Here is a 15,869-nt window from a genome sequence, read left to right on the forward strand (position 1 = left end):
GTGACTATGGTTGCAACCGGTAGCAGCGCCATTGGCATAAGGACGTATACTATTTATGGTTATGTTCGGGAATAAAAGGCACGCTATTAACCATCAACCATAATGCTCAGACCCGTTGACGTACGGCTTCAAACAGGCATACACCCGTAGCCACCGAGACATTCAGGCTGCTGACAGCCCCGGCCATGGGAATATAAATTAATGAATCACAATGATCACGGGTCAGGCGACGCATCCCTTTACCTTCTGCACCCATAACCAGGGCCAGGGAGCCTTTTAAGTCAGCCTGGTAAATATTGCCGGAGCTTTCACCGGCCGTGCCAATCACCCAGATGCCCCGCTCTTTCAGCCAGGCCAGGGTGCGGGATAAGTTGGTGACCTGAACCAGGGGAACCGTTTCAGCAGCCCCGCAGGCCACTTTGCTGGCAGTGGCATTAAGGCAGGCAGACTTATCCTTAGGGGCAATGACAGCATGAACACCGGCAGCATCTGCGGTGCGAAGGCAAGCGCCTAAATTATGAGGGTCAGTGACACCATCCAGAACCAGCAGGAACGGAGGCGTGTCCAGGCTATCCAGAAGATCCTCAAGATCGCCTTCCCGGTATACTTTTGCGGCTGCCACTTTTGCGACAATGCCTTGGTGAACCCCCTCTACCTTGGCATCCAGGCGGTTCCTTTCCACAAAACGAACGGCTATGCCCTGACCACGGGCATCATCCACAAGCTGGTTAATACGTTTGTCAGTCCGGCCCTTTTGAATCCAAAGCTCCAGGATACGTTCAGGCTTGGTTTCAAACAGGCTCTGCACAGCGTGCAGTCCAAAAATAAAATCGTTATTCATATACAGGGAGAAAATATCAGGATGGCTATTTGCGGGAATGATCTCAGCAAGTCAGGCTTGGATGAGAAGCACAGATAGTAGCAGAGCATTTGGTTCAACACTAACATGAGGTTTTATGAATTGCATCGCATCCGCTCAGCTCCTGGGTATAGTCAAAGACAAGCAAGTCCTGTTCTTCCATATTAACAATAACGCTCACAGACTGATCTTTAAACCAGGGGAAATCAGCATAGGGCAGAAACAGTTCCTGGCCAGTACGGGGAATAGCCAAAAGCTGTGAGCCAATATGTTGGTGATTTCCACTGCGGAGATATAGGTTCTATGGACTGATGATGTTCCCTGCTCAGTTTTTCCATCTCTTTCAGGGTTTATTACTGACAATTTCAAGAATTTGTTTGACCATATTGCGGGTTTCAGCATTCTCCTGCCTTCCCAGTGCTACTTCCTGCTCCAGTTTTTTCTGACCTTCCTGAAGGCTGGTTAACAAATCGCTGTGATGGGCCAGCTCACGACGTACTACCATGAATTGGGTTTCTGTTCGGTCCTCAAATTTTTTCATTTCCGCAAAGCCGTTGTCTACTTTTTTATCCAGACGATCAACCCGCTCAACCAGTGTATCGAACTCCGATCGATGTACGAACATTTCCTCAGCCTGACTCATGGTACTACCTCACGATTTTTCTTTTGCTGCGGACATTTCTTGTCTGCCAGCTCAGTCTAGGCAGTACGGTGTCACTTATCCACTTCCATAGGGGCTGGGTGTTATAAATATCTTCAGGGGCGTAATAACAGGGTTCCCATGCAGAAGAGGGTGTTGCAAAAACCTGAAATATACTCAATACCATCATTTTGTACAGGATGATGACGAATAAAATTCAAGGTTTCGCGACAGCTTTAGAGTCAAAGAAGTCAGCCCTTTCTATCAGGTGCACCGGGACTTTTCCCTGGCAAGTTCAAGGTTGTCCTATTAGCCTTTTCCAAGAGTCGAAGGCACTTGGTAACGTTGTTAAATAACCGGCCAAGTAAATGTTTTTGATACTAAACACCTTATGAAGTATTCCAGGAATTAATTGAAGTAGATATTATCTAAATCATGCGTTATGCACTTATCATTTGAATTCAGGAGTTTAAAGCCAGATGTTTGAAATTAAGAGAAAAGTAACCGTTTTCCTTATGACGCTACTGCTAATACCAAAAGGGTTGGCAGATAACTATTTAATCAATTTGATTCCAGAGTATGAGGGGGCCACTATCTGGAAAACAACAGGTATCCTGAGCAGTTTTTTTAATTCTCAGGCTTACCCTTATATTCTGGAGTATAGAGAACAGCTTTACCCACTAATAAAAATTGAAGTCATACAACAAAGTCAGAGTATCTTAAATTTAGTTTATCCCGCAGGGTTTCCAACCGCTCCAAATGTAGCCATTTTAATCTCAAGACTAAATAGTTTATTTGAAAGAAACTATAATGATCTTCTCCTTATGATAAACCATCTAATGCCAATCGCACATTCTAACGACTATAATAAGCCTGCAATCTGGACGTCAGCACCATACCACCCTAGGGGGGGGGGGGGCAACGGGCGGAATGAGGAGTATTAGCCGACTAGAGAGCAACTTACCTCGTTCCCAGCATCCCGAGGTTGTCGCAAAACGAATGCAGTGCGCACAAAACGAAATTGATTCTCTTTTTTTTTAACCACAGCACCCTAAAGGGCATAATAAAGACACGGAGACACAGAGTTTTTTATCTTTAAACTATAATTATCCGTTTCTTTGTACGACCATCATGGAAGGTGGAATTGCCGAAAAATAGTGGAATGCTTATCGGCCCTCCGTTGTTAATAAAATATCTTTTGCGACAACTTCTCCCCACCGGGAATTCCAACGGGAATTTAAGCTCATTCAATAGCAGTATGGACTACACTAGTTTTAATTATGGTTGAAAGGCAATAGCTCTTGCTGACGAACCATTATTTTTCAAATCAAGCCCTTGGCATACACTTTTTTAAGTACCCACTCAAAAGAAATCAGATACTCTTATCCGGCTAGGTCAAATACGCGCTCTACCTCTTTATCAAATTCTTTGAAGTGTATTATTGCTACTGGGTGGTAGAAGAGATTATTTGCACGATTTATGAATACCAGTAATCTTTATTTAAACATAAGATAGCCTGTGAGGTTCTTCAGAGATAATCTCTCTAATGCCGTTTTAGGTGAGGAATTACTAATAGTCTTGTGAACTTTCATTTTCAATGATACTTAATATTTCATCTGGGTGCTCTAGCACAAGATCATCTCTTTTAGTTAATTCTGAATACTCAATTTTATATTCTCCTTTTTCATTAACAGAGTAGCTAAATGATGATAACTCGAAACAAATATTGCGCTTTTTACCAGGATAAGAAACTATAAGCTTATAATGATCAGCAACAGGGTAAATAGTCCATTTCACAATACTTGGGCAGCCAAACGAACCCTCTGAATAAGAGTAATATCTAAGCGTGTATGTTAGAGCAGCAACTGAGCTTGTAGTATAAAGAAGTACAATCAGAGCAAAAGCTTTTATTAAAGAAGGGTACATGTGCAACTACTTCAAAATTTAGACTAATCACAATATAGTCAATAAACATAATTAGAGATAATTGATTGGAGGGACATCCACAAAATTTTCGTTACAATTCAAGGTTAAATTAATGGATGTCCCAAAATTAATTGATTACGTAGTCTATACGCCCCATGCTGGAGCAGATCTGTCTCCATGGTCTGATTTTAATCAGCTTCACCAACACCACTGGGCGATCGAAGAGTATCACCGAGCCTTAAAGCAACTCTGCAACATTGAGCGCTTTCAGGTGAGAGGCGAGCAACAGGTCAGGAATCATATTTTTGCTGCTATCTTTGGGCATACCTGTCTTCAGGCTATGAAAGTATCGCAGTCACTCAGAAGCATCTACAGCGTTAAGAAAGATGCACTCAAGGATGCTACCTTGGACTTCATCAGGAGTTTCTCTGAAGGTAAAGATTGGTTGAAACCATCTTTTATCAGAGCCGTCAATGCGTAAGTTCTATTTAAGTTAAAAATACTATGCCCCTTCCTGCTTTCCTCTCTCAATATTTTGCCTCGCACATAAATCCGTGTGCTACCCTACTTTTCATCGGGCATTCCTTTGCGAAGAGAAAGGGATTTTTTAATCTTGCTGCGGGGAAATAGTTTTTATGAACAATGCTTACGGGGATAAAATAAATGATAAACATACATAATATATATACACTAATACCCCTGATGTTATTTACATTGTCTACTTCTTTCAATTTAACCATGGCAGGTAACTTCGACCAAAAAGACAATAAAAATGCTCAGGTCTGGGTAAGAAACAAAGACAACCCTAGGCATGAAGAACCTTATGATTTTCATAAAGGCTTTATGAACTCCATGAAAGCAAGCTCACTTTTAAAATTTGAATTTTATGCCTCGGAGAGAGTTCTACGGCCACCCCTCCCTAAAATGACAGATATGTCTTATAAACCAACCTCAATATCGATGCTGTCTGATGATAAAATAATCATGCTGGTAAAAGGCAGCAAAAACAAGAATACACCTCATAATCTTCAAGTCTTTTTTTCTTACTATTGCTCCGAACAGGAGAAATGGCGTGATCATAATGTTGTAAACCTTCCAGGCCTGGACGATGTTCATAATGGAAAAGTCATGATTGAAGCAATATCAGAAAATAGCTTTGCAGTTCTTTATGGGGGAGAAAAATCCAGTTATAGAGTTTATGTATATAAAAAAGAGGAAGAAGGTAAAGTAGCTCAAGATAATGAGACGTGGGGGCTACCTACTCAAACGCACCTGTATACAGATGACAAGCATTTACAATGCGGTATATTTATGAAATGCCTGACGCCAACACTCTTGGCAGTGAGTACAACGCATCCAGAGAATGGCGATGATTTTGGTTTGCATAAGTAGGTCATAGTTTGGTTTCAAATAAACTGGATGTTCGGCCAGTACGAGAAATCTACTTCTTGATCTAACGATCAGATAGCTATTGAATGATACATTTACTCTATTATAAAGAGAGTACTGGTCTTTAAATCCCTCTCCCTATGAAGTACGTCACTACAATCACTGATGAAGCTGTTTTATTAACTTTGAAATTCGCCAAACACTACGGACCTCTGAGATGTATAAGGGAAAGAGCCCATAGCCTTTTATTGAGCAATCGTGGCTTTACCCTTGAGCAAATTGCCGAAATACTTGAAATTAGATATCAAACTGCTTCTCAGTGGATTGATGATTGGGAAGAATATGGTATTCGTGCCTTGTACAAGGGGCATGGTGGCGGTAGGCCGTGCATATATGACGAATCCGAAGTGCAACGCATAAAAGAATTAGTGGCTGAAGAGCCTCGTCGCTTATCGTATGTCAAATCCAAGATCGAGGATGAAACCGGTAAATCTTCATCAAAAATTACTCTGGCAAACATTGTAAAAAAGCAGGGCTGGTTTACAAAAGACTCCGTAAATCATGCAAACATAAACGGGACGAAGAGCAATTCCATGACTGTAAAACTGCTCTGAAAGATGCCCAGGAAGCCGAGAGCAAAGGGTTAATCAATTTATTTTATTTTGATGAGTCCGGCTTTACCCAGGAACCTTGTGTGCCATACGGTTGGCAGGAAAAAGGAAAGCAGCTCAGAATACCATCAGTCAAAAGTAAACGCATCAACGTACTGGGGTTTATGAACCGAAGCTGTGAGCTATTTCATTATCCTGTTGTGGGTTCAGTGAATAGCGATACGGTGATTGCGGCCTTTGATGACTTTGCAGAGAAAATGGCAGATGAAAAATACAGCTCAAATGATCGTTACACGGTAGTTATGGTGGATAATGCCAGCATTCACACCAGCAAAAAGTTTTGTGCCAGAATTGATGACTGGATGATTGAAAAGAAATTGCTGGTCTGCTTTCTGCCAACATATTCACCTGAGCTCAACCTGATTGAAATCCTGTGGAGGAAAATAAAGTATGAATGGCTCAACCTCTTGTCAATCAAGAGCTTTGCGGAATTTGAAAAAGAAGTTGAACGGGTGCTTTTTTCATTTGGAGAGGAGTATATGATCTCATTTTCTAATACTGTCCGACTGGATGGTTAAATTATTCGAAAGCAATCTATACACTACTTATATGGAAAAAACACCCTGATGAAAGCTGGGAGCTTATGAGAGTCGACACAAACAGTGAGTTAATCGATGATGTTGTTTTATTAAAATCAAGAGAAAACAGTGATGGTATACTTGTCACATCAGGAGTAAAAGGTTTCAATTCAATAACCGGATGTGCTACCACCTCTATAACCACATATAAACTAGAGAGCAATACTATAGGTGATCTAGCTTCTGTTACCCGTATAAATAAAAAAGATATATCAGTATTATACAGCTATTCCCGTGACATCAATTAAATCACTGCAACAGCAAGGCTTACAGTAAATTCCAAATGGAGTGATTTCGCACAAAATAACGTCTACTTTTGATAGGGATACTTTATCAATGGCTGTCTCTCATGGCTTATCCATTCCAAAAAAGTCGTAAGCATCTTTGTGCAAACAGTTTAATTACTACGATTTCTGAAAGTTATGAGCAAATTCCAGATGTCCGACCAAACAAGGATTCCAGAAAAATAACAATACATGATGCCTCCATGTCCGCTTTTGCCATGATGCATCTCAAGTACCCATCGCTCCTCTCGTTTGAGCGTGATAAAACAGAGCAAGAAGTAAGGCATAACCTTGAGCACCTGTATCAGATAAAAAAACGTGCTCCCTGTGATACCAGTATGCGGGAAATCCTGGATCCAATAGATCCCGTAGAGTTCAAAAAGCCTTTTAAGACATTGCTGTCTAACGTCCAAAGGGGCGGATTACTGAAGGCATTCGAATTTCACTGCGGGAACTTGAAAAATCACTACTTGCTCCCGATCGATGGAACTGGGCTATTTTACTCCTGCAATAATAAAAAACCTTGTCAGGAGTGCTGTACTAAAAATAAGGGAAAGGCCAACGAAGCTCACTACCACCAGTTAATGGCAGCATGCATTGCTCACCCGGATCAAAAAACAGTCTTGCCATTGGCACCGGAAGCCATAGTTTGCCAGGACGGTTCGACCAAAAATGACTGTGAAAAAAATGCCATTAAACGGTTGTTTGCCACCATACGAGAGCATCACCCACGTCTAAAGTTCGTTATTCTTCTGGACAGTCTTTATGCTGACAACCCCACTGTCCAACTGATTAAGAGTTATGGCTGGCATTACATCATTGTCGCGAAAGATGGCAACCATGCCTCGCTGGTTGAAGCGATGGATGAGCTGGATAAAGAAGGAAAAGTTCACCGTGCTGAAAAAGTTAATGAAGAGACTGGAATTAAGTGGTGGTTTCGCTATGCCAATGACGTCAGGCTGAACAAGGCAAAATATGCAGAACAGGTTAATGTGCTTGATTTTGTCGAAACCGATAAAAAAGGTAAACAGCATATCTGGTGCTGGGTGACTGATATTCCGCTTAACGAAGAAACCATAGAACCCGTCATGAAAGGAGGGCGCTGCCGATGGCATATTGAGAACCAGACGTTTAACACCCTGAAAAATCAAGGCTACGATCTCGAACATAACTACGGTCACGGTGAGAAGCACTTAGCCACAAATCTGGCCTATCTGACGATGCTTGCTTTTCTCGTAGATCAAATACAGGAACTGTGCTGTCCCCAGTTTCAGGAAGCTTTAAGAACCCGCTCAAAAGGAGTCCGTATAGCATTATGGAAATGGATACAGGGCTATTTTTTGCATTGGCTGATAAAAACGTGGGAGGGGCTTTTTTACACAGTAACTCATGGTATTGAAGAGAAAAGGGTGATTCCATTCGATACATCATAACCGGCCATATCGTAGCTACGTTCAGGGGTGACATTTTTTCTTTAAAGCTCCGCTTTGTTAATTGGCGGCTCAGTTTTGATCGGCTTCATTATTTTTGCTGCCTTATTGTCAATACCAACGATCATCGACGTTCATCATGCGGGAATAGCTGATATAGGCTCTTTGGAATAAGTAGTGTATAGATTGCTTTCGAATAATTTAACCATCCAGTCGGACAGTATTAGAAAATGAGATCATATACTCCTCTCCAAATGAAAAAAGCACCCGTTCAACTTCTTTTTCAAATTCCGCAAAGCTCTTGATTGACAAGAGGTTGAGCCATTCATACTTTATTTTCCTCCACAGGATTTCAATCAGGTTGAGCTCAGGTGAATATGTTGGCAGAAAGCAGACCAGCAATTTCTTTTCAATCATCCAGTCATCAATTCTGGCACAAAACTTTTTGCTGGTGTGAATGCTGGCATTATCCACCATAACTACCGTGTAACGATCATTTGAGCTGTATTTTTCATCTGCCATTTTCTCTGCAAAGTCATCAAAGGCCGCAATCACCGTATCGCTATTCACTGAACCCACAACAGGATAATGAAATAGCTCACAGCTTCGGTTCATAAACCCCAGTACGTTGATGCGTTTACTTTTGACTGATGGTATTCTGAGCTGCTTTCCTTTTTCCTGCCAACCGTATGGCACACAAGGTTCCTGGGTAAAGCCGGACTCATCAAAATAAAATAAATTGATTAACCCTTTGCTCTCGGCTTCCTGGGCATCTTTCAGAGCAGTTTTACAGTCATGGAATTGCTCTTCGTCCCGTTTATGTTTGCATGATTTACGGAGTCTTTTGTAAACCAGCCCTGCTTTTTTACAATGTTTGCCAGAGTAATTTTTGATGAAGATTTACCGGTTTCATCCTCGATCTTGGATTTGACATACGATAAGCGACGAGGCTCTTCAGCCACTAATTCTTTTATGCGTTGCACTTCGGATTCGTCATATATGCACGGCCTACCGCCACCATGCCCCTTGTACAAGGCACGAATACCATATTCTTCCCAATCATCAATCCACTGAGAAGCAGTTTGATATCTAATTTCAAGTATTTCGGCAATTTGCTCAAGGGTAAAGCCACGATTGCTCAATAAAAGGCTATGGGCTCTTTCCCTTATACATCTCAGAGGTCCGTAGTGTTTGGCGAATTTCAAAGTTAATAAAACAGCTTCATCAGTGATTGTAGTGACGTACTTCATAGGGAGAGGGATTTAAAGACCAGTACTCTCTTTATAATAGAGTAAATGTATCATTCAATAGCTATCTGATCGTTAGATCAAGAAGTAGATTTCTCGTACTGGCCGAACATCCAGTTTATTTGAAACCAAACTATGACCTACTTAATCAATTACTCCAAATGTACAGCTGACTAGCTGTAAATATAAGGCAGAAAAAATAACTATTTTTTTCTTTATTTTATTTTTTAAAAAATTATTAACTATGCACATAATTCACGATATGGGATAGCACTTAACGCCGCTAACACGGGTTGATAATTGATTGTGACTTTTGCATTAGAATGCCGTAAGCCTGCAAAAGGCGCAAGCAGTTGGTGGTAAAACTAGAAAGACATCCACAAACTTATCGTTGCAAATCAAGGTCAAATTAATGGATGTCCCAAAATCAAAAATCACCAAAATCAAAAATCACATCCCAAAATCACAATTGAAAATCAAATTCTAATTAATGGATGCCCTCAAAATAAAAAATATCTAACTCCTGCTGCATTGAGGGATTACTACTATACTTTTGTTTTACTTTGGGCATTGCTTGGTCGAAATAATGTGTCACCAAAACAGGGTTTTGAAGCCTGAAATTATCCATGCGATAGATGGCTGCAAGAAAAGTAAATCTTATTTTATTGTTCTCATCTGCTCATCTTTTTTTTGCGTGAGTGTTTTTGCTACTGGCGGGCAAGAATGGGACGCTATCCCTATTTTAAATAAAGGAATCTTGGTATTAAATGGAAGCATTCAAGAGCTAACCTGTTTCAAATCAGAAATCAATTGCAAGTTATCACGCTTTCCAAGTGAAACAGAAAAAAGGAAAAGGGAAATTAAAAAATCCAGAACTAGATTTTTGACATCATTTATTGGTGAAAGGGGAATGCAAAAAGATCCATTAGATATAGCTCTTTCAATTGCTTTTTATAATGAAAAATACTGGGGACAACAAAAAGGAGTAGATAGGTTGTTCTTTATACCTCTTGAAAGTGATCAGGATATCAAATCAGTTATGCTAATAGATACACATAATTACATGTTTAAAATGGGAACGAATCTGTTTTTTTTAACCTTAATTAATGGTCAGTGGTACTCGACTTTAGAGTTACCAAAGAACAATAGTACGATTTTCATCTGAAATCGGTTAATAGCAACCATCTCCAAACAAAATACAAAGATGGTTGCTATGCTCACTTCAGATCATAAAGAGATCCTCCGGGAGCTTGCCTTATATACAACGTTTCTTGCTTCAGCGCTATCCCCAACAGCAGTACCTACGTTCTGCGAACTTCTTTTTGGCTGCATGCTATCCGGGCAAGGCTTTGTCACTCAGGCGCTGTTATCTATTAATAACTTTCAATGCGTATGGAGCAGTTACCACCATTGGCTCTCTCAAGGCAAGTGGCGGTGGAGGAGCCTCGCATGCCGGCTCATTCAGCTGGTATGCTCAAAAGTACCACGGGGTGAACTTATCAACATTGGTCTTGATGATTGGGTGGTGGAGCGTTTTTCTGACAAGGCTCCCGCTTGCCGAACCCATCACCAGCACAGTAAAAAAAGGAACCGGCCAACGTATATCTGGGGACAATGCTGGGTATCCCTGGCTGTTGTATTTGAGCGGGCTAAAGATGAAGTATTTACTGCCATCCCTGTGCTTTCCTTTCCATCTCCTGCTTCAGGCAATGCCAGTAAGCTAAAAATCGCTGTTGCCATGCTAAAAGTGGTGAGACAAGAGGTGAAGGTGCAAGGACTGCGCTTGCTGACAGACTGTTGGTATATGAACTGGACGCTAATGCAACCCGTTCTGGAAATGGGCTATGAAGTAGTAGGGCAAATCCCGTTAAACCGGGCATTGTATGCCTTACCGTTGGAGTCCACTGCAAAAAAACGTGGGCGACCCAAAAAGTATGGCATCAAAATGACGCCCCCGGAAGTGGAGAAGCTACCGGAATATCAAACAACCGTAAGAATATACGGCAGATTTCGAAAGATACGTTATCGCACCCGGGTATGTCGGGCTCGCTTCCTGAAAGGCCGCAAGGTTCGGGTTGTCTGGGGTCGGTTTGAAAATGATAAAGGACTGACAGAAAGCCGTATATTCATTGCAACCAATACTGGACTTGAAGGTATAGACATCCTTCGTATTTATGCGAAAAGATGGCCGGTTGAACCCATGTTTCAGCAAATTAAACATTCATTTGGTTGCCGCCAGTTATGGCAGCAAAAGCTGAGAACTCTGTTGCGGTGGATGCATCTGAAGATGGCTGGATACGCATTATTGCAACTGTTGACCGTCTGTAAAAATCAAGCAAGCGTGGGCATTTCAAGGATTCCTTGGCGGGATCAGGACACAACCACCGCTGGCATGCTAAGATTTGCACTCGCAGGAATTATCCCCAGATTACCTATTCGTGAGGGCTGGAACCGATATAGCCAAAAATATGAGTTCAATTTTAATAGTTTGACTGACGGAATAGTCAAAGAAAAGAAAAAAGCGGCATAAATAGCGGCGACAACGCAATAATCAAGAATAATACCGAATCTGAAAAAACGTTTGGATGTATTTTTGCACACAATTTTTAAAATATAACCAGACGTTCATGTCATACTAACTCTAAAGTTAAGGTCAGTGGTATATTCAAGAGATATATACCCATTACTTACTTGGCAGAGAGGCCGGAGGCGAAAAAGGGACATCTATTAATTGAGTTCTGATTTTTAACGAAATTATTATGGGTGTCCTTCAAATTCTCGAATACTATCGTCCGCTACCTGAACTGGATCAGTGGATACGTCGGCGAATCCGCTGCTGTTTTATGAAACAATGGTGTCGTCCGAAAACCCGTATCCGCAACCTGATCCGGCTGGGTGTAGACCGGCGCAGAGCTATCAGTATAGGTTTAAGCAGTAAAGGCCCTTACCGGCTTGCGAAAACCTATGCGGTACAACTGGGTCTGAACGACAGGTTTCTGGCAACAGCAGGGCTTGTTTCCCTGAAAGACTTATGGGTCAGGTTTCACTACCTTCAGTGAACCGCCCGGTGCGGACCCGCATGCCGGGTGGTGTGGGGAGAGCTGGAGAGAAGCCAGCTCTTACCCGATTATGCATACTCTGAAGCTTTTGACAGAAGTAGGCAAAAGGTGAAAGTTTTATTAATTGGAGCTGTTCTATCCGCACAGATTTTTCCGGCAATGGCAAATGAGAACTGTGCAATTTGTTTGGCAGCTATGCATAACTCAAAGACTTTGGAATGTGGGCACAAATTTCATCCCTCTTGCATTGGCGATTGGCTTGCAAGAAATGTGAATTGCCCAATATGTAGAGATACGGATATAACTGCAATGATGGAGGAAATAGGAAAGTTAGTGCATGAATCACAAAATCCAAATCTTACACCAGAGCAAGCGCAAGAAATATTGGATCGACTGAAGCTTTTACAGGAACAGTTACAAATAAACATGCAGTAGATTAAGGGCATAACGCCGCCTTCAGCGGTGCAGGCGCGTTAGCGACTGCGTCCGCTGAAAGGCTTTGTTATGTGGCTGGACGAGGCTCAAAGCTGATTTTGACTTTATAGCCAATAGCTTTGGCATAGTCTTCTATTGTGGAAAGTTTAGGAGACATTTTAGAATTGACGTTCTCAAGCCTTGAGATATTGCTTTTCTGAGTGTTAAGAATGTCTGCCAGCTCTTCCTGTGTCAGACCTGCCTCTTTCCGAAGAGATATGAGCTTTTTCCTCAGCTCGTAAGCAAGCTCTTGCTGCTCGTACTCTTCGCGAACTTTAGGGTCAGCAAGCGCTTTTTTCTTAAAGTTTGAAAATGATGGCCTACTCATCTTTTGACCTCCTTCATTCGTTTTTTTGCAAGGTCTAGCTCTTTCTTGGGTGTTTTCTGAGACTTTTTAATGAACGAGTTAAGAATGATAATTTCTTTCCCCTTCACCATACAGTACAGAGAACGACCAATACCCTCCTGACCTTTAGCTCGAATTTCAAAGAGACCGTCGCCCATAGGGGCTGTATAAGGTTTACCAAGGCCTGGGCCAAATTCTTCAATCATTTCAGCTATATGGATGAAGTTAGCCAAAATACCTTTGGGAAATCTTAAGGTCTCCTCCTCTACCTTCTCGTTATAAAACGTAATTTTCCACTTCATACTCTCAGGTTATCATATATGATAACTTTAACAAGAAAAAGTTCCCTAGAATTTGTTGAATTCTGAAAGAAGCCACATAACGCCTTGCAGCAGCGGCGTGCCGATAGGCACGTCCAGCCCCGAAGGGGCGATGCTGGCTGCGATTGTTAGGTTTCGTTGTATTGATCCACTTTTTTCAGCATATCAACCATAAAATCATCTATCTCTGTTGGCATTGGTGCTCTTATCTTAAATTTGTAATCACCTACATTCTCTGCCGTCGTAACCTCTGTTGTTCCTTCCTCATGCTTACCGATTACTTTGAAGCCATTTCTTTTATACCAAGATAAAGATTTCGGGGTTGCAAACGCATGAAATTCTTTATTACCTTTTGCAGCCTGCAAAAGTTTTCTTCCAATGCCTTTTGCTCTAAAAGCTTCAGCAACGATTATTGCCTCTATGCGCTGAATTTCAGTACTATCAGTATTAGTGCAAACGATCATTCCCAAAGGCATGCCCTGTGGGTTTTCAGCCAAGATCATTCGAGACAATCCTTCATCAATCATCATTTGAGTTTTGGTTAGCTCTCTATATCTTCTCTCAACTGACCAACCAAGGGCTGATTGCATTTCCACTCCGTAAAATGTAGCAAGCATCAATGATGCAGCCATATCTCCAAAAAGATTTCCTTTTTTTACTTCTCTAAGATACATACTGTTGCCATGCATGCCACACCATCCGCTGCTTTGCTAAATATAAATGACACTCATAATATCACTACGACACTGAGTAGAGAAACCTAACGCCTTGCAGCAGCGGCGCGAGCCGCAGGCGAGCGTCCAGCCCCACAGGGGCGATGCTGCCTGCGATTGTTAGGTGTTAATCCCCAGACTCACGGGTATCATAGCATTTTTCTTTTATGTACAGAAAATTACCACTTTCCGGCATAAGTAGGAATTGACGTTTATTTTTACACTCAGCACAAACTTGAATAAACTCTCCTTGTTCTGTTTTATTTTTATTATATGAGAAATGGGTTAAGAGAGTAGACTGAAAATATTTACTTCTAGGATATGATACAATTAAATTCCACATGTAATCAGAAAGTGGATAAACAGTCCAAGTAACGAATTCATGGTTGCTAGAATTCAGATAACCTAATTCAAAAAATTTTGGATCAGCTCTAATAAAAGACCCATATAAACATAAAACCATAAGGTAAAATTTTGAATATTTTGAAAACATAAAGCCAATATTCTTTCTGTAGAGAATCATGGTTATATGGTAGTTCACTATTTCTTATACACCTAACAGCTATTATCTCTCAACCGAGCGATATTGGATAATAGCCGCACTACCCAGATATCCCCCGATCACGCTTCATATACCCGCAACCTGCGGGGTATTATTTCACAAACACCGCAGCAGTAACCAACTGATAATAAAGATAAAAAACCTGATATTCATATTTCTCTCCAATATTTTTCGTTTGAGTTATTTGCAAAATGGGGAAATGCGCCAATAATACTGTATAAAAAAACAGTTGTTAAGGTATTCACATGTCAGTTCGCTTTATGGACAGTGTGCGAAACACACTGCGAGTTAAACGCTACAGTTATCAAACCGAAAAATCCTATTGCTATTGGATCAAATACTATATTCGCTATCACAATATGAGACACCCTAATGAGATGGGACCTGATCATGTTATGCAATTTTTAACGTACCTTGCAGTTCAGAGGCATGTTTCAGCATCTACCCAAAATCAGGCGCTGAATGCCCTTAATTTTCTCTACGTTCAGATAGTTGGCAGACCTTTAGGCGATGTTCGAAAAGCAGCACGCGCCAAAAAGCCTCCCAGAATACCCGTTGTTTTCGAGCGCCATGAGATAAAGGCGCTATTTGATGTTGTCCACCCTGATCACAAGCTGCCTTTTCAGCTGATGTATGGCTCTGGACTGCGCTTGATGGAATGTCTTCGACTTCGGATTAAAGATATCGACTTTTATCGAAAAACGATTATTGTTCGCAGTGGTAAAGGCGGCAAAGACCGTATCACATTGTTGCCTGAGCCATTAATTCCCACTATTGAGCTAAAAATAAATCAAGTCAGTCATTACCACCGGGCAGATTTAGACGCTGGCTTTGGTGAAGTCTGGATGCCTGATGCACTGGCGAGAAAGTATCCCTCTGAAGCAGTCAGCTTGCACTGGCAATACCTGTTTGCTTCACATAAGCGTTCAATAGAACCCCGGTCAGGTAAAGAAATGCGCCATCATATTGATGACAGCACGCTGCAACGTGCGATAAAAAAAGCTATTCAAAAAGCATGCATTTATAAAAAGGGAAGCTGTCACACTCTACGCCACTCGTTTGCTACGCATCTTTTAGACGATGGCTATGATATCCGCACGGTGCAAGAGCTGTTGGGACATAAGGATTTAAAGACGACCCAGATTTATACCCATGTACTAAATCGGGGTGGCCATTCAGTGCATAGCCCGCTCAATAAACTTTAAATCCAGACACGCTACCGCTCTACCGAAAAGTTATTATTGCCCGCAGTGGAAAGGTGAAAAAGACCGTGTCACACTGTTGCCAGAGCCACTGATCCCCGCTATCCAGTTAAAGATTAACCAGGCAGGTCACTATCACAGGGCTGATCTGGATGCCTGATGCATTGAC

The 15,869-nt window shown here is 41.5% G+C and carries 20 protein-coding genes and 1 pseudogene; 11 read left to right on the forward strand and 10 right to left on the reverse strand.

All coding sequences use genetic code 11. The features are described from left to right. Positions 1-106: 106 nt before the first annotated feature. The 3 genes from rlmB to MJ595_RS03495 form a co-directional block, all read right to left on the reverse strand. Positions 107-841: a 23S rRNA (guanosine(2251)-2'-O)-methyltransferase RlmB gene (rlmB, locus tag MJ595_RS03485; RefSeq protein ID WP_263081149.1), complete on the reverse strand. Its 735-nt coding sequence runs from the start codon at positions 839-841 to the stop codon at positions 107-109. 100 nt (positions 842-941) lie between these two features. Beyond that, positions 942-1,112: a hypothetical protein gene (locus MJ595_RS03490; RefSeq protein WP_263081150.1), complete on the reverse strand. Its 171-nt coding sequence runs from the start codon at positions 1,110-1,112 to the stop codon at positions 942-944. 90 nt (positions 1,113-1,202) lie between these two features. Next, on the reverse strand, positions 1,203-1,502 hold the full coding sequence (locus MJ595_RS03495; RefSeq protein WP_263081151.1) for a hypothetical protein: 300 nt from the start codon (positions 1,500-1,502) through the stop codon (positions 1,203-1,205). 476 nt (positions 1,503-1,978) lie between these two features. Between MJ595_RS03495 and MJ595_RS03500 the strand changes: the two genes are divergently transcribed. After that, positions 1,979-2,443 (forward strand): hypothetical protein, encoded by a 465-nt coding sequence (locus MJ595_RS03500; RefSeq protein ID WP_263081152.1) that lies wholly within the window; start codon positions 1,979-1,981, stop codon positions 2,441-2,443. Between the two features lie 625 nt (positions 2,444-3,068). On the opposite strand, the gene MJ595_RS03505 is transcribed toward MJ595_RS03500, so the two are convergent. Next, positions 3,069-3,425 carry a hypothetical protein gene (locus tag MJ595_RS03505; RefSeq protein WP_263081153.1) on the reverse strand — a complete coding sequence of 119 codons (357 nt, stop codon included), beginning with the start codon at positions 3,423-3,425 and terminating at the stop codon, positions 3,069-3,071. 112 nt (positions 3,426-3,537) lie between these two features. On the opposite strand from MJ595_RS03505, the pseudogene MJ595_RS03510 reads away from it, so the two are divergent. The 5 genes and pseudogenes from MJ595_RS03510 to MJ595_RS03530 form a co-directional block, all read left to right on the forward strand. After that, positions 3,538-3,741: pseudogene (locus MJ595_RS03510) on the forward strand (transposase); the annotation flags it as partial. A 386-nt stretch (positions 3,742-4,127) separates the two neighbouring features. Then, positions 4,128-4,817: a hypothetical protein gene (locus tag MJ595_RS03515; RefSeq protein ID WP_263081154.1), complete on the forward strand. Its 690-nt coding sequence runs from the start codon at positions 4,128-4,130 to the stop codon at positions 4,815-4,817. Positions 4,818-4,954: 137 nt separating this feature from the next. Then, positions 4,955-5,428 (forward strand): helix-turn-helix domain-containing protein, encoded by a 474-nt coding sequence (locus MJ595_RS03520; RefSeq protein ID WP_263078037.1) that lies wholly within the window; start codon positions 4,955-4,957, stop codon positions 5,426-5,428. After that, positions 5,350-6,003 (forward strand): IS630 family transposase, encoded by a 654-nt coding sequence (locus MJ595_RS03525; RefSeq protein WP_263322427.1) that lies wholly within the window; start codon positions 5,350-5,352, stop codon positions 6,001-6,003. Before MJ595_RS03520 ends, MJ595_RS03525 begins: the two co-directional genes overlap by 79 nt. Positions 6,004-6,412: 409 nt before the next feature. Then, positions 6,413-7,780: a transposase gene (locus MJ595_RS03530; protein WP_263078002.1), complete on the forward strand. Its 1,368-nt coding sequence runs from the start codon at positions 6,413-6,415 to the stop codon at positions 7,778-7,780. Positions 7,781-7,978: 198 nt separating this feature from the next. Here the strand turns inward: MJ595_RS03530 and MJ595_RS03535 are convergent, their stop codons facing one another. Both MJ595_RS03535 and MJ595_RS03540 read right to left on the reverse strand, forming a co-directional pair. After that, entirely contained in the window at positions 7,979-8,632 is a 654-nt protein-coding gene (locus tag MJ595_RS03535; protein WP_263322427.1) for an IS630 family transposase, read from the reverse strand. Next, positions 8,554-9,027 carry a helix-turn-helix domain-containing protein gene (locus MJ595_RS03540; protein ID WP_263078037.1) on the reverse strand — a complete coding sequence of 158 codons (474 nt, stop codon included), beginning with the start codon at positions 9,025-9,027 and terminating at the stop codon, positions 8,554-8,556. The genes MJ595_RS03535 and MJ595_RS03540 overlap by 79 nt, the downstream gene beginning before the upstream one ends. Positions 9,028-9,631: 604 nt before the next feature. On the opposite strand from MJ595_RS03540, the gene MJ595_RS03545 reads away from it, so the two are divergent. From MJ595_RS03545 to MJ595_RS03560, 4 genes are all read left to right on the forward strand, one after another. Further along, on the forward strand, positions 9,632-10,189 hold the full coding sequence (locus tag MJ595_RS03545) for a hypothetical protein (protein WP_263081155.1): 558 nt from the start codon (positions 9,632-9,634) through the stop codon (positions 10,187-10,189). Positions 10,190-10,228: 39 nt separating this feature from the next. After that, the gene (locus MJ595_RS03550; protein ID WP_263078492.1) at positions 10,229-11,554 is read left to right on the forward strand and encodes a transposase; all 1,326 of its coding nucleotides are present in this window, start codon (positions 10,229-10,231) and stop codon (positions 11,552-11,554) included. Between the two features lie 229 nt (positions 11,555-11,783). Next, positions 11,784-12,083, forward strand: a complete 300-nt coding sequence (locus MJ595_RS03555) for a hypothetical protein (RefSeq protein WP_263081156.1) — start codon at positions 11,784-11,786, stop codon at positions 12,081-12,083. 108 nt (positions 12,084-12,191) lie between these two features. Next, entirely contained in the window at positions 12,192-12,518 is a 327-nt protein-coding gene (locus MJ595_RS03560; protein ID WP_263081157.1) for a hypothetical protein, read from the forward strand. A gap of 67 nt (positions 12,519-12,585) precedes the next feature. Here the strand turns inward: MJ595_RS03560 and MJ595_RS03565 are convergent, their stop codons facing one another. The 4 genes from MJ595_RS03565 to MJ595_RS03580 form a co-directional block, all read right to left on the reverse strand. Continuing rightward, positions 12,586-12,885, reverse strand: coding sequence for a helix-turn-helix domain-containing protein (locus tag MJ595_RS03565; RefSeq protein WP_263081158.1), 300 nt, complete (start codon positions 12,883-12,885; stop codon positions 12,586-12,588). Continuing rightward, positions 12,882-13,205 carry a type II toxin-antitoxin system RelE/ParE family toxin gene (locus MJ595_RS03570; protein WP_263081159.1) on the reverse strand — a complete coding sequence of 108 codons (324 nt, stop codon included), beginning with the start codon at positions 13,203-13,205 and terminating at the stop codon, positions 12,882-12,884. The genes MJ595_RS03565 and MJ595_RS03570 overlap by 4 nt, the downstream gene beginning before the upstream one ends. Before the next feature lie 146 nt (positions 13,206-13,351). Continuing rightward, on the reverse strand, positions 13,352-13,897 hold the full coding sequence (locus tag MJ595_RS03575; RefSeq protein WP_263081160.1) for a GNAT family N-acetyltransferase: 546 nt from the start codon (positions 13,895-13,897) through the stop codon (positions 13,352-13,354). A 166-nt stretch (positions 13,898-14,063) separates the two neighbouring features. Beyond that, positions 14,064-14,477 (reverse strand): hypothetical protein, encoded by a 414-nt coding sequence (locus MJ595_RS03580; protein ID WP_263080880.1) that lies wholly within the window; start codon positions 14,475-14,477, stop codon positions 14,064-14,066. A 281-nt stretch (positions 14,478-14,758) separates the two neighbouring features. Here MJ595_RS03580 and MJ595_RS03585 point away from each other — a divergent pair, with 281 nt between their 5' ends. Continuing rightward, entirely contained in the window at positions 14,759-15,703 is a 945-nt protein-coding gene (locus MJ595_RS03585) for an integron integrase (protein ID WP_263322451.1), read from the forward strand. Positions 15,704-15,869 lie beyond the last annotated feature (166 nt).

Origin of the sequence: Endozoicomonas sp. Mp262, from assembly GCF_025643335.1 — a bacterium.
Classification (GTDB): Bacteria; Pseudomonadota; Gammaproteobacteria; order Pseudomonadales; family Endozoicomonadaceae; genus Endonucleibacter.

Bases quoted from the DNA above. Each gene is read 5' to 3' on its own strand.
- rlmB (WP_263081149.1), bottom strand. From the start codon at position 841: ATGAATAACGATTTTATTTTTGGACTGCACGCTGTGCAGAGCCTGTTT.
- MJ595_RS03495 (WP_263081151.1), bottom strand. From the start codon at position 1,502: ATGAGTCAGGCTGAGGAAATGTTCGTACATCGATCGGAGTTCGATACA.
- MJ595_RS03500 (WP_263081152.1), top strand. From the start codon at position 1,979: ATGTTTGAAATTAAGAGAAAAGTAACCGTTTTCCTTATGACGCTACTG.
- MJ595_RS03505 (WP_263081153.1), bottom strand. From the start codon at position 3,425: ATGTACCCTTCTTTAATAAAAGCTTTTGCTCTGATTGTACTTCTTTAT.
- MJ595_RS03515 (WP_263081154.1), top strand. From the start codon at position 4,128: ATGTTATTTACATTGTCTACTTCTTTCAATTTAACCATGGCAGGTAAC.
- MJ595_RS03520 (WP_263078037.1), top strand. From the start codon at position 4,955: ATGAAGTACGTCACTACAATCACTGATGAAGCTGTTTTATTAACTTTG.
- MJ595_RS03530 (WP_263078002.1), top strand. From the start codon at position 6,413: ATGGCTTATCCATTCCAAAAAAGTCGTAAGCATCTTTGTGCAAACAGT.
- MJ595_RS03540 (WP_263078037.1), bottom strand. From the start codon at position 9,027: ATGAAGTACGTCACTACAATCACTGATGAAGCTGTTTTATTAACTTTG.
- MJ595_RS03550 (WP_263078492.1), top strand. From the start codon at position 10,229: ATGGTTGCTATGCTCACTTCAGATCATAAAGAGATCCTCCGGGAGCTT.
- MJ595_RS03555 (WP_263081156.1), top strand. From the start codon at position 11,784: ATGGGTGTCCTTCAAATTCTCGAATACTATCGTCCGCTACCTGAACTG.
- MJ595_RS03565 (WP_263081158.1), bottom strand. From the start codon at position 12,885: ATGAGTAGGCCATCATTTTCAAACTTTAAGAAAAAAGCGCTTGCTGAC.
- MJ595_RS03570 (WP_263081159.1), bottom strand. From the start codon at position 13,205: ATGAAGTGGAAAATTACGTTTTATAACGAGAAGGTAGAGGAGGAGACC.
- MJ595_RS03575 (WP_263081160.1), bottom strand. From the start codon at position 13,897: ATGTATCTTAGAGAAGTAAAAAAAGGAAATCTTTTTGGAGATATGGCT.
- MJ595_RS03585 (WP_263322451.1), top strand. From the start codon at position 14,759: ATGGACAGTGTGCGAAACACACTGCGAGTTAAACGCTACAGTTATCAA.